The 22,274-nt window shown below is 67.8% G+C and carries 24 protein-coding genes and 1 pseudogene; 8 read left to right on the top strand and 17 right to left on the bottom strand.

The window, feature by feature from the left end:
* The first annotated feature begins 2 nt into the window (after positions 1–2).
* From IEY88_RS17595 to IEY88_RS17585, 3 genes and pseudogenes are all read left to right on the top strand, one after another.
* Complete coding sequence (locus IEY88_RS17595; RefSeq protein WP_189155829.1) at positions 3–1,478, top strand: FAD-binding oxidoreductase; 1,476 nt, start codon at positions 3–5, stop codon at positions 1,476–1,478.
* On the top strand, positions 1,475–2,851 hold the full coding sequence (locus IEY88_RS17590) for an FGGY-family carbohydrate kinase (protein ID WP_189155828.1): 1,377 nt from the start codon (positions 1,475–1,477) through the stop codon (positions 2,849–2,851). Before IEY88_RS17595 ends, IEY88_RS17590 begins: the two co-directional genes overlap by 4 nt.
* 82 nt (positions 2,852–2,933) lie before the next feature.
* Positions 2,934–3,163, top strand: a pseudogene (locus tag IEY88_RS17585) (transposase); the annotation flags it as partial.
* Positions 3,164–3,168: 5 nt separating this feature from the next.
* Here the strand turns inward: IEY88_RS17585 and IEY88_RS17580 are convergent.
* From IEY88_RS17580 to IEY88_RS17570, 3 genes are read right to left on the bottom strand one after another with little or no spacing between them, the layout of a single operon-like run.
* Positions 3,169–3,714 carry an NAD(P)H-dependent oxidoreductase gene (locus tag IEY88_RS17580; RefSeq protein ID WP_189155827.1) on the bottom strand — a complete coding sequence of 182 codons (546 nt, stop codon included), beginning with the start codon at positions 3,712–3,714 and terminating at the stop codon, positions 3,169–3,171.
* Positions 3,711–4,889 (bottom strand): LLM class flavin-dependent oxidoreductase, encoded by a 1,179-nt coding sequence (locus tag IEY88_RS17575; protein ID WP_189155826.1) that lies wholly within the window; start codon positions 4,887–4,889, stop codon positions 3,711–3,713. The genes IEY88_RS17580 and IEY88_RS17575 overlap by 4 nt, the downstream gene beginning before the upstream one ends.
* On the bottom strand, positions 4,886–5,299 hold the full coding sequence (locus IEY88_RS17570) for a nuclear transport factor 2 family protein (RefSeq protein WP_189155825.1): 414 nt from the start codon (positions 5,297–5,299) through the stop codon (positions 4,886–4,888). The genes IEY88_RS17575 and IEY88_RS17570 overlap by 4 nt, the downstream gene beginning before the upstream one ends.
* Positions 5,300–5,616: 317 nt before the next feature.
* On the opposite strand from IEY88_RS17570, the gene IEY88_RS17565 reads away from it, so the two are divergent.
* Entirely contained in the window at positions 5,617–5,913 is a 297-nt protein-coding gene (locus tag IEY88_RS17565) for a hypothetical protein (RefSeq protein WP_189155824.1), read from the top strand.
* 35 nt (positions 5,914–5,948) lie between these two features.
* Here IEY88_RS17565 and IEY88_RS17560 read toward each other — a convergent pair whose 3' ends face one another.
* From IEY88_RS17560 to IEY88_RS17545, 4 genes are all read right to left on the bottom strand, one after another.
* On the bottom strand, positions 5,949–6,446 hold the full coding sequence (locus tag IEY88_RS17560; RefSeq protein ID WP_189155823.1) for a flavin reductase family protein: 498 nt from the start codon (positions 6,444–6,446) through the stop codon (positions 5,949–5,951).
* Positions 6,446–7,879 (bottom strand): LLM class flavin-dependent oxidoreductase, encoded by a 1,434-nt coding sequence (locus tag IEY88_RS17555; protein ID WP_189155822.1) that lies wholly within the window; start codon positions 7,877–7,879, stop codon positions 6,446–6,448. The genes IEY88_RS17560 and IEY88_RS17555 overlap by 1 nt, the downstream gene beginning before the upstream one ends.
* Before the next feature lie 15 nt (positions 7,880–7,894).
* Positions 7,895–8,887 (bottom strand): amidohydrolase family protein, encoded by a 993-nt coding sequence (locus IEY88_RS17550; protein WP_189155821.1) that lies wholly within the window; start codon positions 8,885–8,887, stop codon positions 7,895–7,897.
* Positions 8,888–8,992: 105 nt separating this feature from the next.
* Positions 8,993–10,243, bottom strand: coding sequence for an MFS transporter (locus IEY88_RS17545; protein WP_189155820.1), 1,251 nt, complete (start codon positions 10,241–10,243; stop codon positions 8,993–8,995).
* A gap of 155 nt (positions 10,244–10,398) precedes the next feature.
* Between IEY88_RS17545 and IEY88_RS17540 the strand changes: the two genes are divergently transcribed.
* Complete coding sequence (locus tag IEY88_RS17540) at positions 10,399–11,025, top strand: TetR/AcrR family transcriptional regulator (protein ID WP_189155819.1); 627 nt, start codon at positions 10,399–10,401, stop codon at positions 11,023–11,025.
* A gap of 22 nt (positions 11,026–11,047) precedes the next feature.
* Positions 11,048–11,389: a VOC family protein gene (locus tag IEY88_RS17535; protein WP_189155818.1), complete on the top strand. Its 342-nt coding sequence runs from the start codon at positions 11,048–11,050 to the stop codon at positions 11,387–11,389.
* Between the two features lie 21 nt (positions 11,390–11,410).
* Here the strand turns inward: IEY88_RS17535 and IEY88_RS17530 are convergent, their stop codons facing one another.
* The 7 genes from IEY88_RS17530 to IEY88_RS17500 are packed head-to-tail and all read right to left on the bottom strand — an operon-like array spanning position 11,411 to position 18,021.
* Positions 11,411–12,157, bottom strand: coding sequence for an SDR family NAD(P)-dependent oxidoreductase (locus tag IEY88_RS17530; protein WP_189155817.1), 747 nt, complete (start codon positions 12,155–12,157; stop codon positions 11,411–11,413).
* On the bottom strand, positions 12,154–13,116 hold the full coding sequence (locus IEY88_RS17525; protein ID WP_189155816.1) for a fumarylacetoacetate hydrolase family protein: 963 nt from the start codon (positions 13,114–13,116) through the stop codon (positions 12,154–12,156). Before IEY88_RS17525 ends, IEY88_RS17530 begins: the two co-directional genes overlap by 4 nt.
* Entirely contained in the window at positions 13,116–14,054 is a 939-nt protein-coding gene (locus tag IEY88_RS17520; protein WP_189155815.1) for a VOC family protein, read from the bottom strand. Before IEY88_RS17520 ends, IEY88_RS17525 begins: the two co-directional genes overlap by 1 nt.
* Positions 14,051–15,064 carry an amidohydrolase family protein gene (locus IEY88_RS17515; RefSeq protein WP_189155814.1) on the bottom strand — a complete coding sequence of 338 codons (1,014 nt, stop codon included), beginning with the start codon at positions 15,062–15,064 and terminating at the stop codon, positions 14,051–14,053. Before IEY88_RS17515 ends, IEY88_RS17520 begins: the two co-directional genes overlap by 4 nt.
* Positions 15,061–16,176 carry an FAD-dependent monooxygenase gene (locus IEY88_RS17510; protein WP_189155813.1) on the bottom strand — a complete coding sequence of 372 codons (1,116 nt, stop codon included), beginning with the start codon at positions 16,174–16,176 and terminating at the stop codon, positions 15,061–15,063. Before IEY88_RS17510 ends, IEY88_RS17515 begins: the two co-directional genes overlap by 4 nt.
* A 10-nt stretch (positions 16,177–16,186) precedes the next feature.
* On the bottom strand, positions 16,187–17,125 hold the full coding sequence (locus IEY88_RS17505) for a cyclase family protein (protein WP_189155812.1): 939 nt from the start codon (positions 17,123–17,125) through the stop codon (positions 16,187–16,189).
* Entirely contained in the window at positions 17,122–18,021 is a 900-nt protein-coding gene (locus IEY88_RS17500; protein ID WP_229693477.1) for a fumarylacetoacetate hydrolase family protein, read from the bottom strand. Before IEY88_RS17500 ends, IEY88_RS17505 begins: the two co-directional genes overlap by 4 nt.
* On the opposite strand from IEY88_RS17500, the gene IEY88_RS17495 reads away from it, so the two are divergent.
* A complete protein-coding gene (locus IEY88_RS17495) occupies positions 18,014–19,048 on the top strand; it encodes a LysR family transcriptional regulator (protein ID WP_308425996.1) in 1,035 nt (344 codons plus the stop codon). The two genes, IEY88_RS17500 and IEY88_RS17495, sit on opposite strands and share 8 nt — an antisense overlap.
* Positions 19,049–19,068: 20 nt before the next feature.
* Here the strand turns inward: IEY88_RS17495 and IEY88_RS17490 are convergent, their stop codons facing one another.
* From IEY88_RS17490 to IEY88_RS17480, 3 genes are read right to left on the bottom strand one after another with little or no spacing between them, the layout of a single operon-like run.
* Positions 19,069–20,097, bottom strand: a complete 1,029-nt coding sequence (locus IEY88_RS17490; protein WP_189155811.1) for a fumarylacetoacetate hydrolase family protein — start codon at positions 20,095–20,097, stop codon at positions 19,069–19,071.
* Complete coding sequence (locus tag IEY88_RS17485) at positions 20,094–20,381, bottom strand: hypothetical protein (RefSeq protein ID WP_189155810.1); 288 nt, start codon at positions 20,379–20,381, stop codon at positions 20,094–20,096. The genes IEY88_RS17490 and IEY88_RS17485 overlap by 4 nt, the downstream gene beginning before the upstream one ends.
* Positions 20,378–21,247, bottom strand: a complete 870-nt coding sequence (locus IEY88_RS17480; RefSeq protein WP_189155809.1) for a DODA-type extradiol aromatic ring-opening family dioxygenase — start codon at positions 21,245–21,247, stop codon at positions 20,378–20,380. The genes IEY88_RS17485 and IEY88_RS17480 overlap by 4 nt, the downstream gene beginning before the upstream one ends.
* A gap of 108 nt (positions 21,248–21,355) precedes the next feature.
* Between IEY88_RS17480 and IEY88_RS17475 the strand changes: the two genes are divergently transcribed.
* Positions 21,356–22,270: a LysR family transcriptional regulator gene (locus IEY88_RS17475; RefSeq protein ID WP_189155808.1), complete on the top strand. Its 915-nt coding sequence runs from the start codon at positions 21,356–21,358 to the stop codon at positions 22,268–22,270.
* Positions 22,271–22,274 lie beyond the last annotated feature (4 nt).

The following is a 22,274-nucleotide window of genomic DNA, read 5'->3' as shown; positions in this document are numbered from 1 at the left end:
CCATGTTTCCTGCACCGCCGCCCCCCGTTCCCTCCGCCTCCGGCCTGAGCCGCTCCGAGATCGTCGCCGGGCTCACCGCACTCCTCGGTTCCGCCAAGGTCTCCACCGACGAGCACGAACTGCGGGATGCCAGCGTCGACAGGTTCCGCAAGTACACCTCGGTGCACGGCATCTTCACCGGCCCGATCCCGGCCGCGATCGTGAAGCCGGGAAGCACCGAGGAAGTCAGCAAGGTGCTGGCGTTCGCGAACGAGCACCGGATCAACATCGTCCCGCGCACCGGCCGCACCGCCACCGAGGGCGGCCTGGAGACGCTGGTGGAGGACACCGTCGTGCTCGACGGTTCCACAATGGACGCGATCGTCCGCATCGACCCGGTCAACATGATGGTCACCGCGCAGTGCGGCGTTCCGTTGCAGCAGTTGGAGGACGCGCTGCGCGAGCGTGGCCTCACGACCGGGCACTCGCCGCAGTCCAAGCCCCTCGCGCAGATGGGCGGGCTGGTCGCGACCCGCTCGATCGGCCAGTTCTCCACGCTGTACGGCGGCATCGAGGACATGGTCGTCGGCCTGGAGGCGGTGTTCCCGGACGGCACGGTCAGCCGGATCAAGAACGTCCCGCGCCGCGCGGCCGGCCCCGACATCCGGCACGTCGTGATCGGCAACGAGGGCGCGCTGTGCGTGATCACCGAGGTCACCGTGAAGCTCTTCAAGTACCAGCCCGAGAACAACCACTACTTCGGATTCCTCACCGAGGACTTCGGTGACGCCGTCGAGCGGCTGCGCACGTTGATCACCGACGGGTACCGGCCGAGCGTGTGCCGCGTCTACTCCCCCGAGGACGCGAACCAGCACTTCAGCCACTTCTCGGACGGCAAGAACGTGGTCGTGCTCGTCGCGGAGGGCCCGGAGGGCATCGCGCGCGCGACGTCCGAGGCGATCGAGAGGACGTTCGCGGGCACGGAAGCCGTGGACCCGAAGCTGGTCGTCGAGTGGTTCGACAACCTCAACTGGGGCCAGGACAAGATCGACGCCGAGAAGCGGGCGATGCTGGAGACGCGGCACCTCGGCTACACGACCGAGGTCTCCGTCGACTGGTCGAACGTCACCCCGCTCTACGACGCGATCATGACCCGCGTGCGCGACGAGTTCCCGCGCTTCGCCGACCTCACGATGCTCGGCGCGCACTCGTCGCACAGCTACCAGACCGGCACGAACCTGTACTTCGTCTACGACTACGACATCACCTGCGAGCCGGAGCAGGAGATCATCGAATACCACATCCCGCTCAACGCGATCATCGTCGAGGAGTCGTTGCGGCTGGGCGGTTCCATGGTGCACCACCACGGCATCGGCAAGTACCGCACGCCGTGGACGCGTCACGAGCACGGCAGCGCCTACCCGATGCTCGAGGTGCTCAAGCGGGGCTTCGACCCGAACGGGATCATGAACGCCGGCACGATCTTCCCGGTGTCATGAGCTACCTGATCGCGATCGACAACGGTTCGCAGAGCACGAAGGTGTCGATCGTCGACGAGGTCGGCCGGGTGCACGCGTCGGCCCAGCGCCCGCTGCGGCCGTACGCGCACCCGTCGCCCGGCCAGGTCGTGCACCCGGACGACGACGTGTGGGACTCGATCACCGAGGCCTGCACCGAGGCGATGCAACGGTTCACCGGCGCGCCGGGCGAGATCGCGGGCGTCGGGCTGTGCACGATTCGGTTCTGCCGGGCGTTGATGGACACCGACGGCCGGCTCACCGAACCGATGCTGAGCTGGATGGACGACCGGCTCGCGCAGCCCCAGGGGCCCAGCGAAACGAGACGTCTCGTCTCTCCATCGTCGGGCTACGTGACGCTCCGGCTCACCGGTCAGCGGCGTGACACCGCCGGCAACTACGAGGGCATGTGGCCGATCGACCACGAGACGTGGCGCTGGCCGGACTCATCACCGTCCTATGTGGACACGGGCATGCCCCGCGACGAATTGTTCGACCTCGTCGATCCGGGTGCGCTGCTGGGAACCGTGACCAGCGAGGCCGCCGCGGCCACGGGTCTGCCCGCCGGACTGCCCGTGTTCGCGACCTCCAACGACAAGGCGGTCGAGGCGCTGGGCAGCGGGCTCGCCGACGAGTTGCTGGTGTCGCTCGGCACCTACATCGCCGCCATGACCACCGGCGACCGGCACACGGTCGACCCCGCGGGACGGTTCTGGTCGAACTTCGGGTCTGTGCCAGGAAAGTACCTCTACGAGAGCAACGGGATCCGGCGCGGCATGTGGACGGTCAGCTGGTACCGCCAGCTCGTCGACTCCGACCTCGGCGAACTCGAAGCCGGTGCGACGGCCGTCGAACCGGGCTGCGGCGGACTCATGACGGTGCTCGACTGGCTGGCGCCGGGCGACCACCCGTACCGGCGCGGCGCGTTACTCGGCTTCGACGGCACCCAGGGGCGCTACCACGTGTACCGGTCGATCCTCGAAGGAATCGCGCTGACCATGCGCCGGCACAGCGAGTCGATGGCCGACGCCCTCGACCGCGAGTTCCCGGAGCTGATCGTCTCCGGCGGCGGGTCGCGGTCCGACCTGATGATGCAGATCTTCGCCGACGTGTTCGGACGTCCGGTGCGGCGCACGAGGATGAGCGACGCCGCGGGTCTCGGTGCCGCCATCTGCGCGGCGGTGGGCAGCGGCGTGCACCCAGGCTGGGACAGCGCGGTCAAGGCGATGGTCACCACTGCCGACGTCTTCACGCCCTCTGCCGCGGCCGAGGTGTACGCGCGGATCGCGGACGACCACGCCCGCATCACGGACTTCACCGACCCGCTGTTCGCCTCGATGCCACTTCGCCCCTAAGAACTCCTAACACAATGATCTTGGAATACCGTTGATCATCTAGCTGTTGACCTTGGCGAGGAAGGGTGAGCAGCTTCCGTGAATCGTGTCCGACGAGTTGTGGGTGCGGATCGAGCCGTTGCTCCCGGTGGTTCCGCGTCGTGCGGACCATCCGGCGCGTAAACGGCTGGATGACCGGAAGGTGTTGTGCGGCATCCTGTTTGTGCTCTGCACCGGGATCCCGTGGGAGTTCCTGCCTCTGGTGCTCGGGTCGGTTCCGGCATGACCGCGTGGCGGCGGTTGCGGGACTGGCACCAGACCGGCGTCTGGCAGTTCCCTCACACCTGCGGTTCGACCGCGCGCAGCGCCTGCGATCCGGCGACTGCCTCGGCCAGGGCTACGAGAGCGGCTCCTTGTGATGCCGCCTCGGTTGCGAAGGAGTCGACCAGGTTCTTGTCTGGACCGAATCCCTCACCCGGCACGTAAAGCCCAGGACTGAGGACGTGCGCGGCGAAGAAGCCCGCCAACACGCTGCGCAGACCGTCGAGCGCGAGGTAGTGCGACCACTGCGCACCCGTGAGCACCATCCCGACCGCACGCGCGGTGAGCGGCTGCTCGGTCTCTCCCCAACGTCCGCGGGGTGTGCGGTCGATCAGGGCTTTCAGCGGAGTCGCGTAGGAGCCCCGGTGGACCGGGCTGCCGATGACGAAAGCGTCGGCCTCGCCGAGTTTTGCCACCGCCTCGGTCACATCGGCCTCGGCCAGCGAGATGAGGCTCGTCCGGGCACCGACGGCTTCGGCTCCCGTGAGAACGGCGTCCAGCACCAGCCTCGTACGCCCAGATCCGGTCGGGGACCCGTCGACCGCGAGCACCGAGGTGGTCACCGGACCGGCTCCGGTGACGACGCCGGCAGATCCTCGTCGACCCGCAAGCCTGCCTGGACCAGTAGCGGGAGGATCTTCTCCTGGAACTGCACCAGACCCTCTTCGTAGTTGAGCCAGGACAGCGTCACTCCGTCGATTCCCGCTTCGGCACGCACGAGCAGCGCGTCGACGATCTGCTCCGGTGTGCCGATCAGAGGAGCGGCCCCGTGCCCGGCCACAGCGAGCCGCAGGAAGGCGCGCACTCCCTCCTCCACCGGGACATCCCGCTGCGCACCGGTCGTGTCGAGCGTGTTTCCGAACAAGGACGACACCATGTTGCGGGCGGCCTCGAAGTCGCCCATCTCGTCCACGTAGTGACCTAGGAGCTCCTGCGCCTCCTTCTCGGTGTCGGCACACACGATCGGAGTTTGCACGAACACCATCAGGTCGCGTCCGAAGTCGCGGGCCTCCTGTTTGGTCTGCGCGATCGCGGGTGCGATCTTCGAGACGTCCTGCACGGCCATGAAGCTGATGTCGGCGTGCTGGGCGGCGAACCGGCGGCCGCGGGGGCTGAGACCGGCGGCCATGTACACCGGCCGGGGTGACTGGAGCGGCTTGGGTTCGGAGTACCCCCGCTTCAGCTCGAAGTACGGGCCGGTGTGGTCGAAGAACCCGTCGTGGTCGAGCAGCTGGTTCAGGACAGCCAGGTAGTCATCACCGAAGTCGTAGCGCTCGTCGTGGTCGCGCTGCGTCAGGCCGAACATCGACAGCTCGTCAACGTTCCAGCCGGCGACGATGTTCAACCCGAAACGGCCGCCGGAGACGTGGTCGATGGTGGCGATCGTCTTGGCCACCCGCACCGGGTGCGCCGTGGGCAGGTGGAAGGTGGCGAACACCTGGCAACGCGTGGTGACAGCGGCGATGGCCGCAGCCCAGGCGAACGTGTCGTAGCTGCGTCCCTGGAAGTTCGTGCGACCGCCGTAGCCGAGCCACCGCGCGCCGGGCAGCACCGCTTCGATACCGGCAGCCTCCGACAGTTGGGCGATGCGGACCTGCTGGTCCCAGTCGGTGTCCGGAGGTCCCTCCGCGCTGGTGATGGTCGTACCGCCCTGGGCGTTGAAGCCAAAGGTGGCCAGCTTGAGCCGATGCGGACCGCTCAGCAACGGCGATTCGGCGACAGGGGTCCGCGTCGTCACGAGCTCTTCCTGGGAATCATGGCGCCGCTGTTCCACTTGATGTGCAGCTGCACGGACGAGAAGCGCCATCCCTGCTCGGTGCGCCGCAGTGTCGCCTCGTACCAGCCACCTGCCTGAGCGTGCTTGTCCGGTTGCGCCGCATCGAAGATGTGGGTGGCGATGACGTTCCACCGCGCCTGTGCGTCATCCCCGTTCACATCGCAGCGGTGGGTACCGACCAGGTGGTGCGAGGTCATCGGTGGCGGCGCCGTGGGCATCGCGGCGATCTCCCCACGGCTGCGGAAAGAGCCGAACGGCAACGAAAGTGTGGCGTCCTCGGTGAAGGTGTCCGTGTAGGTTTCCTGATCCCGTGTGTCGATGCTGATCGCGAAGGCGTCGATCAGCGCACGGATGGCGGCGTGGTCGGCCAACCACCGAAGCAGCTCTGCGGGATCTGCGGGGACTGCCGGAACTCCCACAGTGACTCCTCGGTTCCACTCGGTCTAGTCAGGACTTGTACCGGCAGAAGAGTAGGGCGGGAGGAAGACTGCGAAGAGCCGGTCGATGATCCCTTTTTCGTATACCCGCTATGACCTCCTGCGCGATGACAGGCTTGATCAGCAGTCGTTCACGGCATCGGTCCGGCCGAAGCGCACCATCTGGAAAAGCGATGGTGCGAAAGGTATCGGCGCCCGTCCCCCACTCGTACGGTCGCGTTCGGACAGACATCTTCAGCGAGGGAGCGGGCATGGCGGCCGATGGGACGTGGACGGCGACGGTCACTACTGGAATGGGTGTGCAGGAGACAGAGCTGGACCTCGAGGTGGACGGCTCGTCGCTGACCGGCACGTCCACGGCGCACGGAGAGTCCGTACCGATCGCCGACGGCTCCGCGGACGGTGACCACCTCACGTGGACGACCTCGATCACCGTGCCGATTCCGCTGAAGCTGCAGTTCGACGTGACGGTCGCGGGCGACGAGATGACGGGGCAGGTGACCGCTGGTCACTTCCCGCCTTCCCCACTGGTGGGCCGACGGGTCTGAGTCGTGCGGGCCGCCCCAGACAAGGGCGGCCCGGTTCACGCGGCGGGTGGGTGCTCGTCCCTAAGGACGTGGTAGGCACTGCGGAAGTACAACAACGGACGCCCCGCGGCCGGGTTCTCGATCACCTGGTGTACGGCGCCGACGACGATGTCGTGGTCCCCGCCCTCGTGCACCGCATGCAGCTCGCAGTCGACGTGGGCGATAGCGCCGTCCAACAACGGGGAACCGAGCGGTCCGGTCCTCCAGGAGTGGCCAGCGAACTTGTCGGTCCCGCTCGCGGAGAACGACCGGCTCACGTGCTGCTGGTGCTCCCCCAGGATGTTGACCGCGAAGCGTTGCGCCGCCCTGATCCGCGCCCAGCTGCTCGAAGTCCTGGCCACGGCGAAGGACACCAGCGGCGGAGAGATCGATAGCGAGGTGAACGACTGGCAGGTCAGGCCGACCGGGTCGCCGTCGTGCACGGCCGTGACGACGACGATGCCGCTGCAGAAGTGGGACAGGACCCTGCGGAAGTCGGAGCTGTCGAGCGTCATCACGCGCGCTCCCCCGTCAGAGGTGAGGGCGGGAAGGCGCCCGCTTGCGCCGTACCGCTGATGGTGTCACCTGCCACGGTGACGGCGTAGGTGATAGTGATTGGGAACGGTTGGGTGACCGCGGCGGTGAAGGTCGCGTCCTGGCCGTTGACTTGGCCGTCGGCCAGATCGACGGCCGCACCGCCCTGCGTGACCGTGCCGCGCAGACTGCCCTCGTCGACCAGCAGTTCCAGCTCGACCGGCTGCCTGCCCATCGGCGTGTCCAGCACCACGCGCCACTTGCCTTCGATCTCTCCCGTGCCCGCGAGACCGGTAACAGCAGGCAGGACGGGGGATTCGTGCTTGCGGACCTCGTGCTCGGGCAGCGGCGGGAACACAGGTGCGTCGAGTGCGGGCATCACGTGGTCGACGAACCTCCGGAACGAGTCGCGGATCTCGTCCGGGTTGTAACCGCCGACGGTGAAGCGGGTCAGCAGCTGCGGCACTCCGGCGGCCCGGTAAGCCAGCATCTGCGCCGTCACCTCGTCGGGATCCCCCGCCAGGATCCACGACTGCACATGCTTGGCGTTGCGGTCGTCCGGGTTCTCGGCCAGGTCGACCTTGGCCAGTTCTCGCAGGGAACGCCCGTCGTTGGAGCGGTCCATCATCGGGTTGGCACCGGCCATGAGTTCCGCGCGCTCCCAGGCCAGTTCGGAAGTCCGGCCGACGATGACGTGCCGGGTGACGAGGGAGCGCGACGACATCACGTCCACATCGGACTCGCTGTGCCCGGCGGCGATGGCCGCGTCCCTGTGCGTGCGGAACTTCGCCGCAGCATCAGGCAGCGTGCACGGCCCCAGGAACACCGGCGTTCCCTGTTCGGCGATGCGCACGATGGTGGCGTCGGTGTTGGTGCCGATCGCCAGCAGCGGTCCGCCCGCGCGGTGGGACACCGGCATGAGCCTGCCGTTGAGCGTGCCGCGGTGCCACGGGGTGTCGACCTCGATGGGCGGGTCACCGGGTTCGTGGGCGAACGCGGCACGCAAAGTGTCCAGTTTGGAAGCGAAGATCGCATCGCGGTCCTCGGCGTACAGACCGAAATTGGCAAAGTCGGGCGAGAAGCCGACCCTTCCTGCGGACATCCCCAAGATGAACCGGCCTGCCAGCAACAGGTCGACCACGCTGGCGTCCTCGGCCAGCCGCAACGGGTCGTGGAAGACCAGGGGCACGATCGTGGTGCCGAACCACGTCTCCCCCAGGTGCGGGGCGAGGCGTGCCGCCATGAGGAACGGGTTGCTGTAAGGCTCGTAATTGTTGAAGTGCTGTTCGCCGAAGGTGACCATGGCGAACCCTGCCTCGGCGGCCTGCACGGCCTGCTCGATGCACAGGTCGATGTTGGGCTTGTCCTCCTGCGGACCGCGGGAGAACGGGCCCATGAATACGGACACGCGCATATCGGGCTCCAGGGGTCAGCGGGGTGCGGGCAGGTTGAGAAGCTTCTGGGCGTTGAGGTCGAGCACGTCGTGCTTCTCCTCGTCGGTGAGGTACGAGGAGCTCTCGATGTAGTGCACGGCTTCGGTGAGAGAGGCGAAGATGGCGTCGCTGCCCAGCAACATCCGCTCGACGCCGTAGGTGTTCTTGGCCAGCAGCAACGCCTCTGGCACCTCCTGGGTGCTGGTGTCGTACCAGAACCGCTTGAACGCCGACATGGGGTCGTCGGGGTCGAGCGGCAGCTCCTTCACCCAGCTGAAGTAGCCGCCGCCCACGGCCTTGTCCGCGCTGTGGTCGAAAGCGCGGCGCAGGTTGCGTTCCAGACGCGGCCACAGGAAGGGCAGGATGCCGCCGCACACACCGAAGACGAACTTCAGCGTCGGGTGCCGGAAGGTCAAGCCGGAGAACACCATCCGCGTGGCGGCGGTGGCCAGTTGGAGGGGGCTGCCGTAGGCGGTGTGCAGCCCCCAGTCGCCCAAGCCGGGGTGCACGGCCGAGTTCGAGCCGACCGGGTGTAGGTACACCACCGCGTCGTAACGAGCCAGGTTCTCCCAGAACGGCTCGAACTCGGGGGCGTCCAGGGGACGGCCGTCGACGGAGCAGGGCAACGCGATGCCGGTCATACCCAGCTCGCCCAGAACGCGGTCGGTCTCGGCGATCGCCTCGTCGACGAACGGCAGCGGAACGCTGCCGAACGCCCGGAAGCGACCGCCGAACCGCTCGACGATGCCGCCGTAGATGTCGTTGATGCATCGGGCCGCATCACGGGAACCGGCCGGATCCGGCACCTCGGTGTTGAGGCCGATGGCGGACAGGATCTGCACGTCGACGCCGACCGAATCCATTTCGTCGACCCGTTGGGCGAGGTCGTCCGCTTGACGGCCGGCGAAGGCGAGGTCGTTGCGGCCCAGGGCGACCAGCCGGTCGATGTACTCAGCCGCCCAGTAGTGGGCGTGAACGTCGATGCGCATGAAGACCTCTCGGCGGAGAGTCGGATGATGCAGAAGAATCTAACGACTGACTTGTCAGTCGGTCAATAGACGTGCGGAGTTCCTCGAGCAAATCGGCGGCACCGATCAGCGTGCTCCGCGGATCTTCAGCACGGTCAGACCGCTGAGCAACGCGAACACCGCACCAGCGGTGAACAGCAGCGGGTAGTTGTCCCCCGCGCCGACCGCGAGGAACACCGGTGCGATCGCGGGCGCCAACGACTGCGGCAAGGTGTTGGCCACGTTGATCACTCCGAGGTCCTTGGCCGCGTTGCGCCGCCGGTCGGGCAGCACGTCGGCGACGAGTGCGAAGTCCACGGCGAAGTAGGTGCCCTGCCCGAGCCCCGTGAGCGCCATGGCCACCACGTACAGCGGCAGGTCGTCGGCGACGGCCAAGAGGACCAGACCGCTCGCGGCGACCAGTCCGGCGATGCAGACGAAGATCCGCCGCCGCCCGACGCGGTCGGACAGCCACCCCATCAGGTTGCTGGTCAGCACCACCGTCACCGTCTGCACGACGACTCCGAGCCCGAGCACGCGCGTGACGTCGTCACCGAGGCCCAACCGGTCCTGGAGGTAGTAGACCTGGTAGTTGAGCACCGAGGCGATAGCCATGAAGATCATGAACCGGCTCAGCCAGGCCCAGGCGAAATCCGGGTGCTGACGCGGGTTGAGCGAAAAGCTGCGCGCCAGGTCGGCCCACGCGAACGGCGGCCGGTCGACCGGGTCGAGCCTGCGGTCGCGCAGCTGCACGGCCATGACTATCGCGCTGACGGCGGCGACCACACCGGGTACCACGAACATGAGCAGAGCCGAGTCCGACAGCGCCCCCGCGATCCCGGTGCCCACCACGGCCGCGACCGCCTGTCCCATGCCGAGCGTCCCGGACACCGTGCCGCGCTGCTCGGGCGGAACCTGGTCGGGCAGCACCGCCATCAAACCGGCGAGCATGGCGTTGTAGGAGATCTGCGCGAGACACCACCCCGCGGCCACCACGGCGATGGTGTCACCCATCGCGACGACCGTCAGCCCTGCGACCCCTAGCAGAGCGCTGCCGACGATCCACGGCTTGCGCATGCCGAACCGCGACGCGGTGCGGTCCGACATCCGGCCGGCGATTGGGTTGGCCACCATCCCGACGAACGCCCCGAGGCCGAGGACGAGGGAGAGGTTGCGCTCCTTCGCCACGGGGTCGATCTGGGCGACACGCAGTTGCAGCGAGACGATGACGGGCGTCATCACGGCCAGCCAGAGGCCGAAGTTGGCCAAGCCGTAGGAGACGAGGAAAGGTGCGCGGACGCGCGGCGGGTGCGCAGGCGTATCGGTTCTGGTCGACATGGGACTCCTATGTCCGTCGAACACACGGGTTTGCTGCGTCACCAGGACGCAAGACGCCCCCACTGTCGCAACGACCCGGACAGACCGGAAATCGATGCTTCCGATACCGCGTATTCACGCGCTCCATGCCCTTGCGCCGTGGATACCATCAGCCGGTGATCGAGCAGACTCCGCCGCAGCCACCCGCCCGCCGGCCTCGCCGGCGCTCCCAGCGCCAGATCGAGGAGAGCGCCACGATCAAGGCGGAGATCGTCACCGCGGCGTCCGAGGTCTTCGCCGAGAACGGCTACGCACTGACCACTTTGGACGCGGTGGCCAAGCGGGTGGGGCTGGGACGCACCGGTCTGCTGCACCACTTCCCGTCCAAGGAGGCGTTGTTCCTGGCAGTGCTCGACCGGGAACGCGAGTGGGCGCAGGAACGCGCGGGCGGCGAGACGGGAACCACCGGCCTGGACACCATTCGGGAGCTCGGAGTCTTCCTCGGCCGCGACGCGGCGGCACGCACCCCGCTGCAGCTCGTCCACGTGCTGGAGGGTGAGGCGATTGCGGGCAACGAGGCCGCCGCGCGGTACGTGGCCGAACGCCTGGTGAAGGTGCGCGACGAGATCCGGCGGCGCCTAGAGCACGAGACGCCGGCAGAAGACCTGGAAACCGTCGTCACCCTCGTCGCGGCGACCATCAATGGCTTGCAGAAGATCTGGCTCCTCGAGCCCGACGCACCCACAATTCCCGCATTCGAGCTGCTGATGGACCTCCTCGACAACCAGTTGACGACCGACTGACACGTCAGTAGGTTTGTTGCCCATGAGCGCCGAGCGCATCGCGACGATGATCCCCGCCGACGACCTGGCAGGTTCGGTCGCGCTGTGGTCGGCCCTGCTCGGCGTGCCGCCCACCTTCGTCGACGGTGACCGCTGGGCTCAGTTCGACGTGGCGGGCGGACGCTTGGCGCTGGCCGGTACCGATCGTGTGCACGACGGCCCGGCAGTGCTGGTGCGAGTGCCCGACCTGGAACGAGCACACGCCAGCGCGAAAGACTCAGGTCTCGAGGTCGGACCGATCACCGAAGGACCGCACGAGTTGCGCTGCGTGGTGACCGTTCCGGACGGTACCGCCGTGGTGCTGCACGGTCCACGATCAAGCTGAGGGTGTGGGCGCAGGCGAGCATCACCGCACGGCATCGGAGATCAACTTCGCACCGCCGTGAGCCGTCATCCCGCCGTCTACCGCGATTTCGGCACCGGTCACGAACGACGCCCCGTCGCCGATCAGGAACAGCACGACGGAAGCGACCTCATCCGCTGTCCCCGTGCGTCCCAACGGGGTTTCAGCGATGTCGGCGTTGCGGAACGCGGGTGGTGCCGACGCCGTCATCGGGGTCTCGATGAAACCGGGGTGCACGGCGTTCACTCGAATCCCTCGCGGACCGAGCTCCACACACGCGGCCTTCACCAAGCCGCGCAACGCCCACTTGCTCGCTGTGTAGGCCACCGGGTAATGCTCGGTGAGGGCAGCGGCCGAGCCCATGACGACGACCGACCCACCCGCCGGCATCAGCGGAGTGATGTGTTGCACGCCAAGGAGCACGCCGATGACGTTCACGTCCACGACGCGATGCAGATCGGCGGGTTCGACGTCACCCAGGCGAGCCCGCCACGTCACCCCGGCGTTGGCGACCAAGCCGTGCACCGCGCCGTGCTGGTCCGTCAGCCTCTGTGCCAGCTCCGACCAGCCGGCGTGATCGGTCACGTCCAGGCGGTGGTACCCGACCGTGGCAGGCAGATCAGCTTCCTCCGCGAGGTCGGTGGCGATCACCTGGGCGCCCGCTTCGGCCAGGGCGAGGGCTGCGGCGGCGCCTTGACCGCGCGCAGCTCCCGTCACCACGACGACCTTCCCGGCGAGCGCGCCGGTCACCCGCGGTCTCTCGGCCGAGCACGAGCCGGCCGAACCGGAGGTGGTGGCGGACTGGAGCGGGCGGTGACCGTGTTGGTGACGGTGCCGATGCCCTCGACGGTCATGGTGACCTGATCACCTGGCCGCAGGGGCGGGATGTCGACGCCCCTCCCCCATAGCTCTGCCAGACAGCCGCCGTTGCCGGCCGTGCCGGATCCGAGCACGTCGCCGGGTCTGACCCACGCACCGCGTGATGCGTAGGCGACGAGATCTCCGAACGGCCAGCCCATGTTGGACAGCAGGTCCTCCCCGACCAACCGGCCGTTGACCTCAACGGTCATCCTCAGCCGCAGGAAGCCGTCGGCGTCGTGGTGTGCCTCCAGCTCGTCCGCGGTGACGAGCCACGGCCCGAGGGTGGAGGCGAAGTCCTTCCCCTTGGCCGGGCCGAGGTTGACGCGCATCTCGCGCGCCTGCAGATCGCGGGCGGACCAGTCGTTCAGGATCGTGTAGCCGATGATGTGTTTGCGGGCAGCCACCGGATCCAGGTCGATCCCTTCCCTGCCGATGACCGCGGCCACCTCCAGCTCGAAGTCGAGCTTCTCGCAACCGTGAGGTACTTCGACCGGATCATGTGCGCCGATGAGGGCGGAAGGGTTGGTGAAGTAGAAAGTGGGTGCCTCGTACCACTCGGGTGCCACGCCGGCAGAGCCGGACACGCTGCGCACAACACCTTCCACGTGCTCTTCGAAGGCGACGAAGTCGCGCACGGTCGGCGGTGTCAACGGTGGCAACAGGCGCACTTCGGTCAGTGGCACCGGGGGTGCCGAGTTGATCGCCCGGTTGCCCAGGTCGAGCAACTCGACCAAGCCCAGGCACACGGCGTCCAGCGCCGTGTAGCCGTTGGGCAGGTCGTGCAGGTGGTCGTTCACGAGGACTCCCGCGCGTACGCGTCCCTCGTGGCGGTAGGTGGCGAGGCGCATCAGACCGGCGGCGCCACGAACACGCCGTTGTCGGGGTCGTTGAACGACTCCTTGGCGACCAGTTCGTTCATCGGGTTCGCGGTCCCCCACACGTCGGTGACCTCGGGCTTCGAGAAGTCGTAGAGGTGCGGGTGCCAGGTGTCCTCGTCCAGCTCCTCAAGCTCGGTCGTGTACTCGACGGTGTTCCCGTGCGGGTCGAGGAAGTAGGTGAAGGTGTTGTTGCCCGCCATGTGCCTGCCAGGGCCCCACACCTTGGTGATCCCGGCCCGCATGAGCCGGCCGGAGCCGCGCATGTACTCGTCGATGCCACGCATCTCGAACGACGCGTGGTGCAACGAGACGTGCGGGCCGCGAGCGATCGCGATGCTGTGGTGCTGCGGGTTGCAGCGCAGGAACCACATCACGTCGCCCATGTGCTTCGACGTCAAAGTGTCCGACAGCTTGAAGTCCAACGCTTCGTCGTAGAACGCCACAGTGCGTTCGGGGCTGGGCGAGTTGAGCACGACGTGCGAAAGCTTGACGGGGACCGACTCCCCTTCCTCAACCTTGCGGTGCTTTCGCACCTCCACCTCGCACGACACCTCGACTGTCCGGCCGTCGATGTCGAAGAAGCGGAAGCCGTAGCCACCGCCGGGGGTCTGCACCACATCGGGTTCGCTGACGAGCTTGACGCCCTTGCGGCCCAGGCGTTCGGCGAGCGCGTCCACGTCCTCGCGCGAGCCGGCACCGAAGGACACCAGGTCGAGGCGCTTCTGCTCGTCGGTGCGGATGCGCACGACGTACTGCTCGGGTGAGCCCTCGGCGGCGAGGAAGACGAGCCCCTTCTCCTCGTGCACGGGGGTCAGGCCCCACATGTCGACGTAGAAGTCCCGCTGCCGCTGGAAGTCGGGTACGGCGAGGTCAACGTGCCGCAAGTGGGTGATCAGCCGGTCTGTCATGACTCCTCCTGGGGCAGCAGGCCGAGCCTGCGGGCGTTGCCGTGGGCGATGCGGTCGCGGTCGCGTGGCGCGAGTCCGGCCGCGTCGAGCCGGGTGACCGGGTCCTCGACCCCCATGTCGAAGGGGTAGTCCGAGCCCAGCAGCACCTGCTCAGGACCGACCGCCAGCACCAGTGCGCGCAATGCTTGAGGCGTATGGACCAGCGAGTCGAAGTGCACGCGGCGCACGTAGCTGCTGGGCAGGTCTCGGCAGGATCGGGCGTCGGGACGGGTGCGCCAGGCGTGGTCCGCCCGTCCCAGGTAGGTGGGCAGGTAGCCGCCGCCGTGCGAGAACAGCAGCCGCAGGTCGGGATGCCGGTCCAGCACACCGGAGAAGATCAGGTGTGACAACGCCACGGCGTTCTCCACCGGCTGCCCGACGCTGTTGGACAGGTACCAGCGGTCCAGGCGGGCGTCGAGCGTGCATCCGAAGGGATGGACGAACACGACCGCGCCCAGCTCCTCGGCTCGCGCCCACAAAGGCGACAGCCTGTCATCCGACAACTCCACCGTCGAGGCGCCGGTCGGAGCGTGTGAGGAGATCTGCACTCCGCACAGCCCGCAGCCCAGGACGGCGTGCTCGAGGTCGTCGACCGCCGACTCAGGGTGCTGCAGGGCAATGGTGCCCAGGCCGGTCAGGCGGTCCGGGCGTTGCGCACACAAGGCGGCGACACCCTCGTTGATCTGCTTGACGACCTGCTTAGCCAGCTCCGGTTCAGCCCAGTAGTGGTACTGCGACGGAGAGACCGACACCACCTGACTGTCCACTCCGGACGCGTCCATGGCGGCCAGCCGGGCGTCGAGGTCGAGCAACCGGGGAAGGCGTTCCGCGATCATCCGCCCGGACGCGGCCAGCGACGCCTCGCCGTTGCGGGCGGCGTCCAGGGCGCGGTGCTCGGCGTGACCGGGAGCGCCGGCGACGAGTTCCTCAACGGCGGGAAGCAGGACATGGGCGTGCACGTCGACGGTCACGCGGGCTCCCTCACCATCGTGGCGATGCGGCCCATCAGGCCCGGCACGTCCCCGCGCTCGCCGTCGAGCAGCCACCGTCCGACCTGCACCGAGGCGTCGACCACGGTCTTGGCCCGCTCGAAGCGCCGATCACCGAACCGTTGCCACAACTCCTCGTCGACCTCGTCGGCCGCCAGCAGCAGCTCAGCCAGCACCGAGGCGTCCTCGAGCGCCTGCGCGGCGCCCTGGGCCAGCGTCGGCGGGCAGGAGTGCGCGGCGTCGCCGATCAGCACCACGCGCCCCTTGTGCCAAGGGCGTTCCACGACGTGAGCCTCGAACCAGGTGTAGTTCGGGTCGGTCATGTGCTCGCGGATGTGGTCCCAGTAGCCGCCATAACCTGCAGCCAGGTCATGTACGACCTCGAGGCGCTGTTCGGCGGTCAACCCCGAGCGGTCCTGCGCGGCTTCCACGAGGTAGGCGTAGACGGTGTCGGGACTGGTCGGGCAGTAGCCGGCGATGTAGCAGGGACCGCCGTAGATCAGCTCCGTGCGGTCGAGACCCTCCGGGCGGGACGCGGTGACACGCCAGATGCCCATGCCGGTGGGCTGCGGATCCAGGTATGTGCCGATTTGCTGCCGGGTCGCGGACCGGATGCCGTCGGCGCCGATGACCAGGTCGTAGCGCCCGGCGGAGCCGTCGGAGAACCGCACGTCCGCACCGTGGTCGTCCTGGTCCAGTTCCGCGACCGTGATGCCGGTGCGCACAGCAGCGCCGGCTTCACGTGCCCGGTCCACCAGCACGCGGGCGAAGTCAGGTCGCTGCATGCCCAGGGTGGCGGGCAGGTCGTCGCCGCCGGTGCGCAGGTCGTCCATCTCGACGATCAGACGGCCGTCGGGGGTGCGCAGCGCGAGGCTGTCGAAGGCGTACCCGAGCTTGCGCACCTGATCCCACACGCCGAGCTCGCGCAGGACGCGCAAAGCGTTGCCCTGCAGGGTGATCCCCGCTCCGTGCAGGCCGACTTCTGGCTCTCGCTCGACCACGTCGACCTCGACGCCTCCTGCGGCCAGCAGGGTGGCGGCAGCGGCGCCCGCCGCGCCCGCCCCCACCACCAGCACTGTGCGCAAACTCGTCATGTTCGGTTCCTCACTTCACGGCAACGGGGTTGAGGGGTGAGCCGACGGCGCCGCTCACCGGTAGCGGCGCCGCGGTGAGCCAGAAGTCGTGGCGGCCGTCCGCGGCGCAATCGGCGGCCAGGTCCTCGAAGTCCCACATCTCGCCGACGAACAGACCGAGGTGCGGGATGACGACCTGGTGCAGCGGCTGGAACGCCTCGTCGAACTCGTTGGGCCGGACCTCGAAGCCCCAGGTGTCGGTGGCGATCGCGGCGATCTCCTTGGCGTGCAGCCAGTCGACGGTGGTGAACGACAGTCCCGGTGCCGGACCGCCCGCGTAGTCGCCCCATCCGTCGCGCTTGGCGCGCGCAAGCTGGCCCGTGCGCACGCAAACGATGTCACCCTGCCCGACTTCGACGCCTTGGTCCTGCGCGCACTCGTCGAGCTCGTCAGCGGTGATGGCGTGGCCGTCGGGCAGATCGCCGAAGTCGAGCAGCACGCCACGTCCGGTCAAGCGCGCGCCGACGGTCTCGATACCGGTGACCCGGTCACCTTCGGACGTGACGACGTCGCCTGCGGGACGACCGTTCCAGGCTTGACCATGGTCGAAGATGTGGCCGAGCCCGTCCCATTGCGTGGAGCACTGCAGCGGCATGAACACCACGTCGTCCGCGCCGCCGAAACCGTGAGGGAAGCCCTGCGTTCCCCGCTCGGCGTCCAGGCCGGTGTCGAGCATGGTGTGGACGGGGTTGGTGCGACGCCTCCACCCGCGCTGCGGACCGTTGGCGTCGAACGGCTGGGCCAGGGAGAACACGCGGCCGGTGCGGACCAGCCGAGCGGCTTCGACCCGCTTGTCGTCGGTGAGGAAGTTCAGCGTTCCCAGCACGTCGTCCTCGCCCCACCTGCCCCAGTTCGAGCACCGCTGAGCCGCGGCGGCGATCGTGCCTTCGGGGTCGGTGCGGTCGATCATGCGGTGAACTCCGTACGCTGCGCGCCCAGGCCGGTGATCGAGGCGTCGATGACGTCACCGGGCTTGAGGAACACACCGCTCGCCATGCCGTTTCCGGCCGGCGACCCGGTCAGGACGAGATCGCCGGGCAGCAGGGTGGTGATCTGGGAGGCGGCCTCCACCATCGCCGCGACGTCGAAGAGCATGTCCTTCGTGGACTCGTCCTGCATCACGGTCCCGTTGACGCGCAGCTCCAGGTGCAGGTCGGTGGGATCGACCAGGCTCGCCGGCACCAGGTACGGGCCCAGCGGCAGGAAGCCCGGGGCGTTTTTCGCGCGGAACCAGTCGGTGCCGATCTCCTTCATGTCCTTGCGGAACACCAGGTCTCGGGTGGTGAGGTCGTTGCCGACGGTGTAGGCGGCGACGTGGTCCAGAGCCTGCTCGCGTGAGACGCGGAACGCCGGTTTCCCGATGACCGCGACCAGTTCGAGCTCCCAGTCGTGCTGTTCGCTGTAACCGGGCAGCACGACGTCGTCGTACGGTCCCGTGACCGCACTGGGCAGCCCGAGGAACAGGTAGGGGGTTCCGTTCGCGGCGCGGCGGTCCATCATCGCGGCGACCTCGTCGCGTTCTCCCGCTCCGTGTGCCACCGCCAGGTCGATCACATGTGTGCGGTAGTTCGCACCGCACTGGAACACCTGGTGTGGCTCCACCGGCGCGTGGACGGTCAGATCGTTCAACGGCAACCAAGTCTCGTCAGGTGTCCTGGCGAGCAACTCAGGAAACGAGTTGTCCACGTCGGCGAGCAGATCGCGGGTCGTGGTGCCGGGCAGTGCCAGCACCCTGTCGTCGCGGACCAGGCCGGCGAACCTCGTACCGCCGCTGTGGGAGAACGTGCCGAATCCCGTGATGCCCACCGTGCCTCCTCGTCGAGTCGCAGCTCACTTTGGCGGCTGCGAAGACATCGAGGAAGTTGTACTTTCCCATGACCGGAATAGACCGTGTCGATACCCGGAGGTGTGGGTGAATATCAGCAACCTCGACCTGAACCTGCTGGTCGCGCTGGACGCGCTGTTGCAGGAGCGCAGCGTCACTCGCGCCGCGGCACGCCTGGGTCTCACCCAACCCACCCTCAGCGCCTCACTGGCACGGCTGCGCCGACACTTCCGGGACGACCTGCTGGTGAGAGTGGGTAACAGGTATGAGCTGACGCCGCTCTCGGTACGCCTGCGCGAGCGCACCAGCGTGGCGCTCGACGGGGTGACGCGGGTGTTCTCCGTCCAGCCGGACTTCGACCCTTCCGCCTCCCGGCGCGAATTCTCGTTTCTCTCCTCCGACTACGGCGCGGCCGTGGCCGGTCGCAACCTGTCCGCAGCATTGCGACAGGAAGCGCCGCTGGTGCGCGTTCGGGTCGAGCACATCTCCGACACAGCTGTGGACAACGCGGAAGAGGCGCTTCGCAGTGTCGACGGGCTCCTGCTCCCCCACGGCTTCATCACCGGGCTGCCGCACGTGGATCTTCACCACGACCGTTGGGTCTGCGTGGTGTCGGAGGACAACACGCGCGTCGGGGCGACGTTGAGCATGGAAGACCTCGCCGAAAGCCCGTGGGTTGTGACGTTCAACCGCCCCACGGCTTTCACCCCAGCGATGCGGCAGCTCGAACTGCTCGGCGTCGAACCACGCGTGCAGGTCGTCGTGGAGAGCTTCCTCGCGATCCCGTTCCTGGTGGCAGGCACGGACCGGGTCGCGCTCATGCAGCGACGACTGGCCGTCCGGATCGCGGAACAGTCGGGGTTGCGGGTGCTCGAGTGCCCGTTCGACGCCGTGCCACTGGCGGAGGCGTTGTGGTGGCACCCCATGTACACCCATGATCCCGAGCACGCCTGGATGCGAGAGGTGCTGGTGGCAGCGTGCAACGCCGACCTGACGGGCGGGCCTTGACCGCTCGCGGCGCCGTTGTGTCAGTCCGCGTTCTTCCAGGCCCCGAACACCGGTTTGCGGTCGCCGATGTCCTCGGCGACGCACTGGTTGCGTTGACGACCGAGCCCGGTGATCTCACTCTCCACCAGGTCGCCTGGCGACAGGAACTTGCCGTGGTGCATCCCGTTGCCGGGCGGCGATCCCGCGGTCACCACGTCGCCCGGCGTCAGCCGGACCCGTTCGCTGGCATAGGTGATCAGCTGGGGCAGCGAGAACACCATGTCGTCCGCCGGCCAGTCCTGCATGGTCTGCCCGTTGACCTTCAGCGTGATGGTGAGCTCGGCGACGTCGACGAACTGCGCGGGAACGACGAACGGCCCGGCCGGCTTGAAGCCGGGCTGGTGCTTGCCGATCCAGTCGTAACCCCAGGGGATGTCGGTGCGCCGGAAGGTGTCCACCGACCCCACGTCGTTGAGCATGACGTAGCCGGCGATCAGGAGCTCGGCTTCGTCGACCGTCGTGTACCGGCCGGTGCCCCCGATGACCGCGCCGAGTTCCAGCTCCCAGTCGTGCTGCACGCCGACCGGTGGCAGCACGAGGTCGTCGTGCGCACCGATCAGTGCGGAGTGGACACCCGCCCACAGGAATGGGGTGCCCTCGGCCGCTCGGCGGTCCATCATCGCGTAGTTGCGCGCGAAGAACTGCTCGTCGGTCTCGCCGAGCAATTTGTTGTGCTGGTTGAACTTGTTCTTGGTCAGCATTTCTGCGACGTGCTGTTTGTAGTTCGCGCCGGCACACAACAGGTTCGGGTGCGCCAGGGGTGGCAGTGGGCGGACGTCCTGGAAGCTCGCCAGAGGCTTGTCGGCTGTCCGCCGTTCGAGCAGTTCGAGGTTGCGTGGCCAGTCTCCGAAGATCTCGTGGGTGTCGGTGAAACGGTCGCCCACGTCGATCACCTCGCCGTCGGGCAGCACGAGCCCGGGAAACGTCCGGCCGCTCGCTTCGAAGGTGCCGATGCCGAAGGTTCCGGCTCGCAGACCCGTGCTCATCTCGGTGGTTCCTCGTCTCGTCATGTCGTGATGTCTCCGACGACCAAGCCCTGGAGCTGCCCGACGTAGTCTTGGACGAACGGCATGCTGAAGCCCCCGGCGAGGCGCAGGGCGAAGTTGTAGGTCAGGAACGGATGGCTGCCCAACGCCACCAGCCGGCGGACGTCCCGAGCCGCCAGGGCTTCTCGCTCCTCGTCCGACAGGTCGCGCGGCGCGAGAAACCCGACAGGATCCCGCCTGTACTGCTTGGCCGCGGACGCGTCCCGATAGACGTCCCACAGCGCCTTGTCGACCTCGTAACGGCTCATGCGCGCACTCCGTTCACCGTCGCCTCGTCCCACCGCAGGAATCCGGCCGGTGGCTGGGTGGGGCCGGCGGCGAGCGCTGACCAGGTCGGTCGCGCATCGCCCACGAGACCCAGCGCGAACAGGTAGTCCAGGAAGCCCGCGGTGCCGTTGCCCTGCTCATAGAGCCGTTCGAACGTGCACTCGGCGACGAGCTCGCCCACATCACCGTCGTGCAGCTGCTCCCACGTCCTGCGATCCCACTCCGACAGCGGGTCTTTCACGAAGTCGAGCATCCGCGGGCCGCCGATGCTGTTGGACATGTGACCGCTGGTGATCACCGCCACCCTCAGGTCCTGGTCGAACCGCTCGACGAGCTCGCGCACCGCCACGCCCAGTGCGTGGAACCGCGTGCCCGGCGCGACCGGCGGTGCCATGACGTTGGTGAACAGCGGCACCACCGGCAGGTCCTGCTCGGGCCGCAACATCGACAGCGGCACCACGAAGCCGTGGTCGAGGGTGAACTCGTTGGAGTAGGCGAAGTCAGAGTGCTTCTCGACACCGCGGTCGAGCAGGTGCCGGGCGAGCGCTCCCTCGATCTCGGTGTCATAGGCGTCCAACCCGAACAGCTCACGCTCGTGGTCGAACGGACCTGCCGCCCGCGGCGCCTTGCCAATGAGGAACTGCGGCATGTTGTGCATGAACCACTGGTTCAGGTGATCACCGGCGGCTACGAGAAGCACGTCCGGGCTGGCCTCCTTCAGCCGGCCGCGCAGGTGCTCGAAGGCATCGCGGGTCTCAGCCAGCGCCTTCGGTGGTTCGGCAGCCCGCAGGCCTGCCGGGATCGTGGGGTCGTGCGGTACGCACACGACCTCGACGAGACGCGCCATCGCGTAGGTCCTCCTCGGTAGCGGAACATCCACTGTGCGACGCGATGGACCATCCGGGAAGACGAGTTTGGGTATGCGGGGTATCCGCTTCACGAATAGTGTGTCGGTGTGCCCAAGGATGTGGATCTCAACCTGCTCAAGGCATTGCGCGCGTTGCTGGAGGAACGCAACGTGACGCGCGCGGCCGAGCGCATCGGGCTGAGCCAGCCCGCCACCAGCGCCGCTCTGGGCAAACTGCGCCGCCACTTCGGTGACCAACTGCTCGTGCGGGTCGGCAACGGCTACCAGGTCACGCCGCTTGCCACGCAGCTCCTCGAGCAGGTCACGACGACGATGACCATGGCCGACCGCGTGTTCTCACTGCAACCCGAGTTCGACGCCACGTCGGCGGAGCGCCGGTTCACCGTGGTCGCCTCGGACTACACCATCAGCACCCTCGGACCACCGCTGTCCACGATGCTCGCCGAGCACGCTCCCGGCGTGCAGTTGCATCTGCGCCCGATCACCAGCGAAGCCGTCGACGGTGCACCAGAGACATTGCGCGAATCCGATGCTTTCGTTCTGCCACACGGCTTCCTGTCTGACTTGCCGCACACCGACCTGATCACCGACGAGTGGGTCTGCCTCATCGCGGAAGGCAACACCGTCGTCAACGACGTGGTGACCACAGACAACCTGGCGAAGCTGTCGTGGGTAACGGTCTACCACCGCCCGACCGCCTTCACGACGGCCTTGCGAGAGCTGCGGATGCACGGCGTGGAACCGAAGGTGCGCCTTGTGACCGAGAGCTACGCAACGCTACCCGCTCTGTTGGTCGGCACCGACCGCATCACCCTGGTGCAGCGTCGGCTTGCTGAGCGCCTCGCCCTGGCCTGGCCGGTACGCGCCGTGCCGTCCCCGGTACCACTGGCTCCCCTGAAGCTGGCTCTGTGGTGGCATCCGGTGAACACCGCCGATGCAGGGCACCGGTGGCTGCGGGGCGTTGTCGAGGAAGCGGCACGAGTTGCCGCGAGCAGCCACTGAGTTG

The sequence above is a fragment of the Lentzea pudingi genome, assembly GCF_014646255.1.
GTDB lineage: Bacteria > Actinomycetota > Actinomycetes > Mycobacteriales > Pseudonocardiaceae > Lentzea > Lentzea pudingi.
The sequence above is the reverse complement of the archived record's forward strand: the minus strand, read 5'-3'. Positions and strand labels throughout refer to the sequence as shown.

What these genes read in the sequence shown, in the direction of transcription:
- IEY88_RS17595 (WP_189155829.1), top strand. Translation starts at nt 3, where the DNA reads ATGTTTCCTGCACCGCCGCCCCCCGTTCCCTCCGCCTCCGGCCTGAGC.
- IEY88_RS17590 (WP_189155828.1), top strand. Translation starts at nt 1,475, where the DNA reads ATGAGCTACCTGATCGCGATCGACAACGGTTCGCAGAGCACGAAGGTG.
- IEY88_RS17565 (WP_189155824.1), top strand. Translation starts at nt 5,617, where the DNA reads ATGGCGGCCGATGGGACGTGGACGGCGACGGTCACTACTGGAATGGGT.
- IEY88_RS17560 (WP_189155823.1), bottom strand. Translation starts at nt 6,446, where the DNA reads ATGACGCTCGACAGCTCCGACTTCCGCAGGGTCCTGTCCCACTTCTGC.
- IEY88_RS17555 (WP_189155822.1), bottom strand. Translation starts at nt 7,879, where the DNA reads ATGCGCGTGTCCGTATTCATGGGCCCGTTCTCCCGCGGTCCGCAGGAG.
- IEY88_RS17550 (WP_189155821.1), bottom strand. Translation starts at nt 8,887, where the DNA reads ATGCGCATCGACGTTCACGCCCACTACTGGGCGGCTGAGTACATCGAC.
- IEY88_RS17545 (WP_189155820.1), bottom strand. Translation starts at nt 10,243, where the DNA reads ATGTCGACCAGAACCGATACGCCTGCGCACCCGCCGCGCGTCCGCGCA.
- IEY88_RS17535 (WP_189155818.1), top strand. Translation starts at nt 11,048, where the DNA reads ATGAGCGCCGAGCGCATCGCGACGATGATCCCCGCCGACGACCTGGCA.
- IEY88_RS17525 (WP_189155816.1), bottom strand. Translation starts at nt 13,116, where the DNA reads ATGCGCCTCGCCACCTACCGCCACGAGGGACGCGTACGCGCGGGAGTC.
- IEY88_RS17520 (WP_189155815.1), bottom strand. Translation starts at nt 14,054, where the DNA reads ATGACAGACCGGCTGATCACCCACTTGCGGCACGTTGACCTCGCCGTA.
- IEY88_RS17510 (WP_189155813.1), bottom strand. Translation starts at nt 16,176, where the DNA reads ATGACGAGTTTGCGCACAGTGCTGGTGGTGGGGGCGGGCGCGGCGGGC.
- IEY88_RS17505 (WP_189155812.1), bottom strand. Translation starts at nt 17,125, where the DNA reads ATGATCGACCGCACCGACCCCGAAGGCACGATCGCCGCCGCGGCTCAG.
- IEY88_RS17495 (WP_308425996.1), top strand. Translation starts at nt 18,014, where the DNA reads ATGCCCACCGTGCCTCCTCGTCGAGTCGCAGCTCACTTTGGCGGCTGC.
- IEY88_RS17490 (WP_189155811.1), bottom strand. Translation starts at nt 20,097, where the DNA reads ATGACGAGACGAGGAACCACCGAGATGAGCACGGGTCTGCGAGCCGGA.
- IEY88_RS17485 (WP_189155810.1), bottom strand. Translation starts at nt 20,381, where the DNA reads ATGAGCCGTTACGAGGTCGACAAGGCGCTGTGGGACGTCTATCGGGAC.
- IEY88_RS17480 (WP_189155809.1), bottom strand. Translation starts at nt 21,247, where the DNA reads ATGGCGCGTCTCGTCGAGGTCGTGTGCGTACCGCACGACCCCACGATC.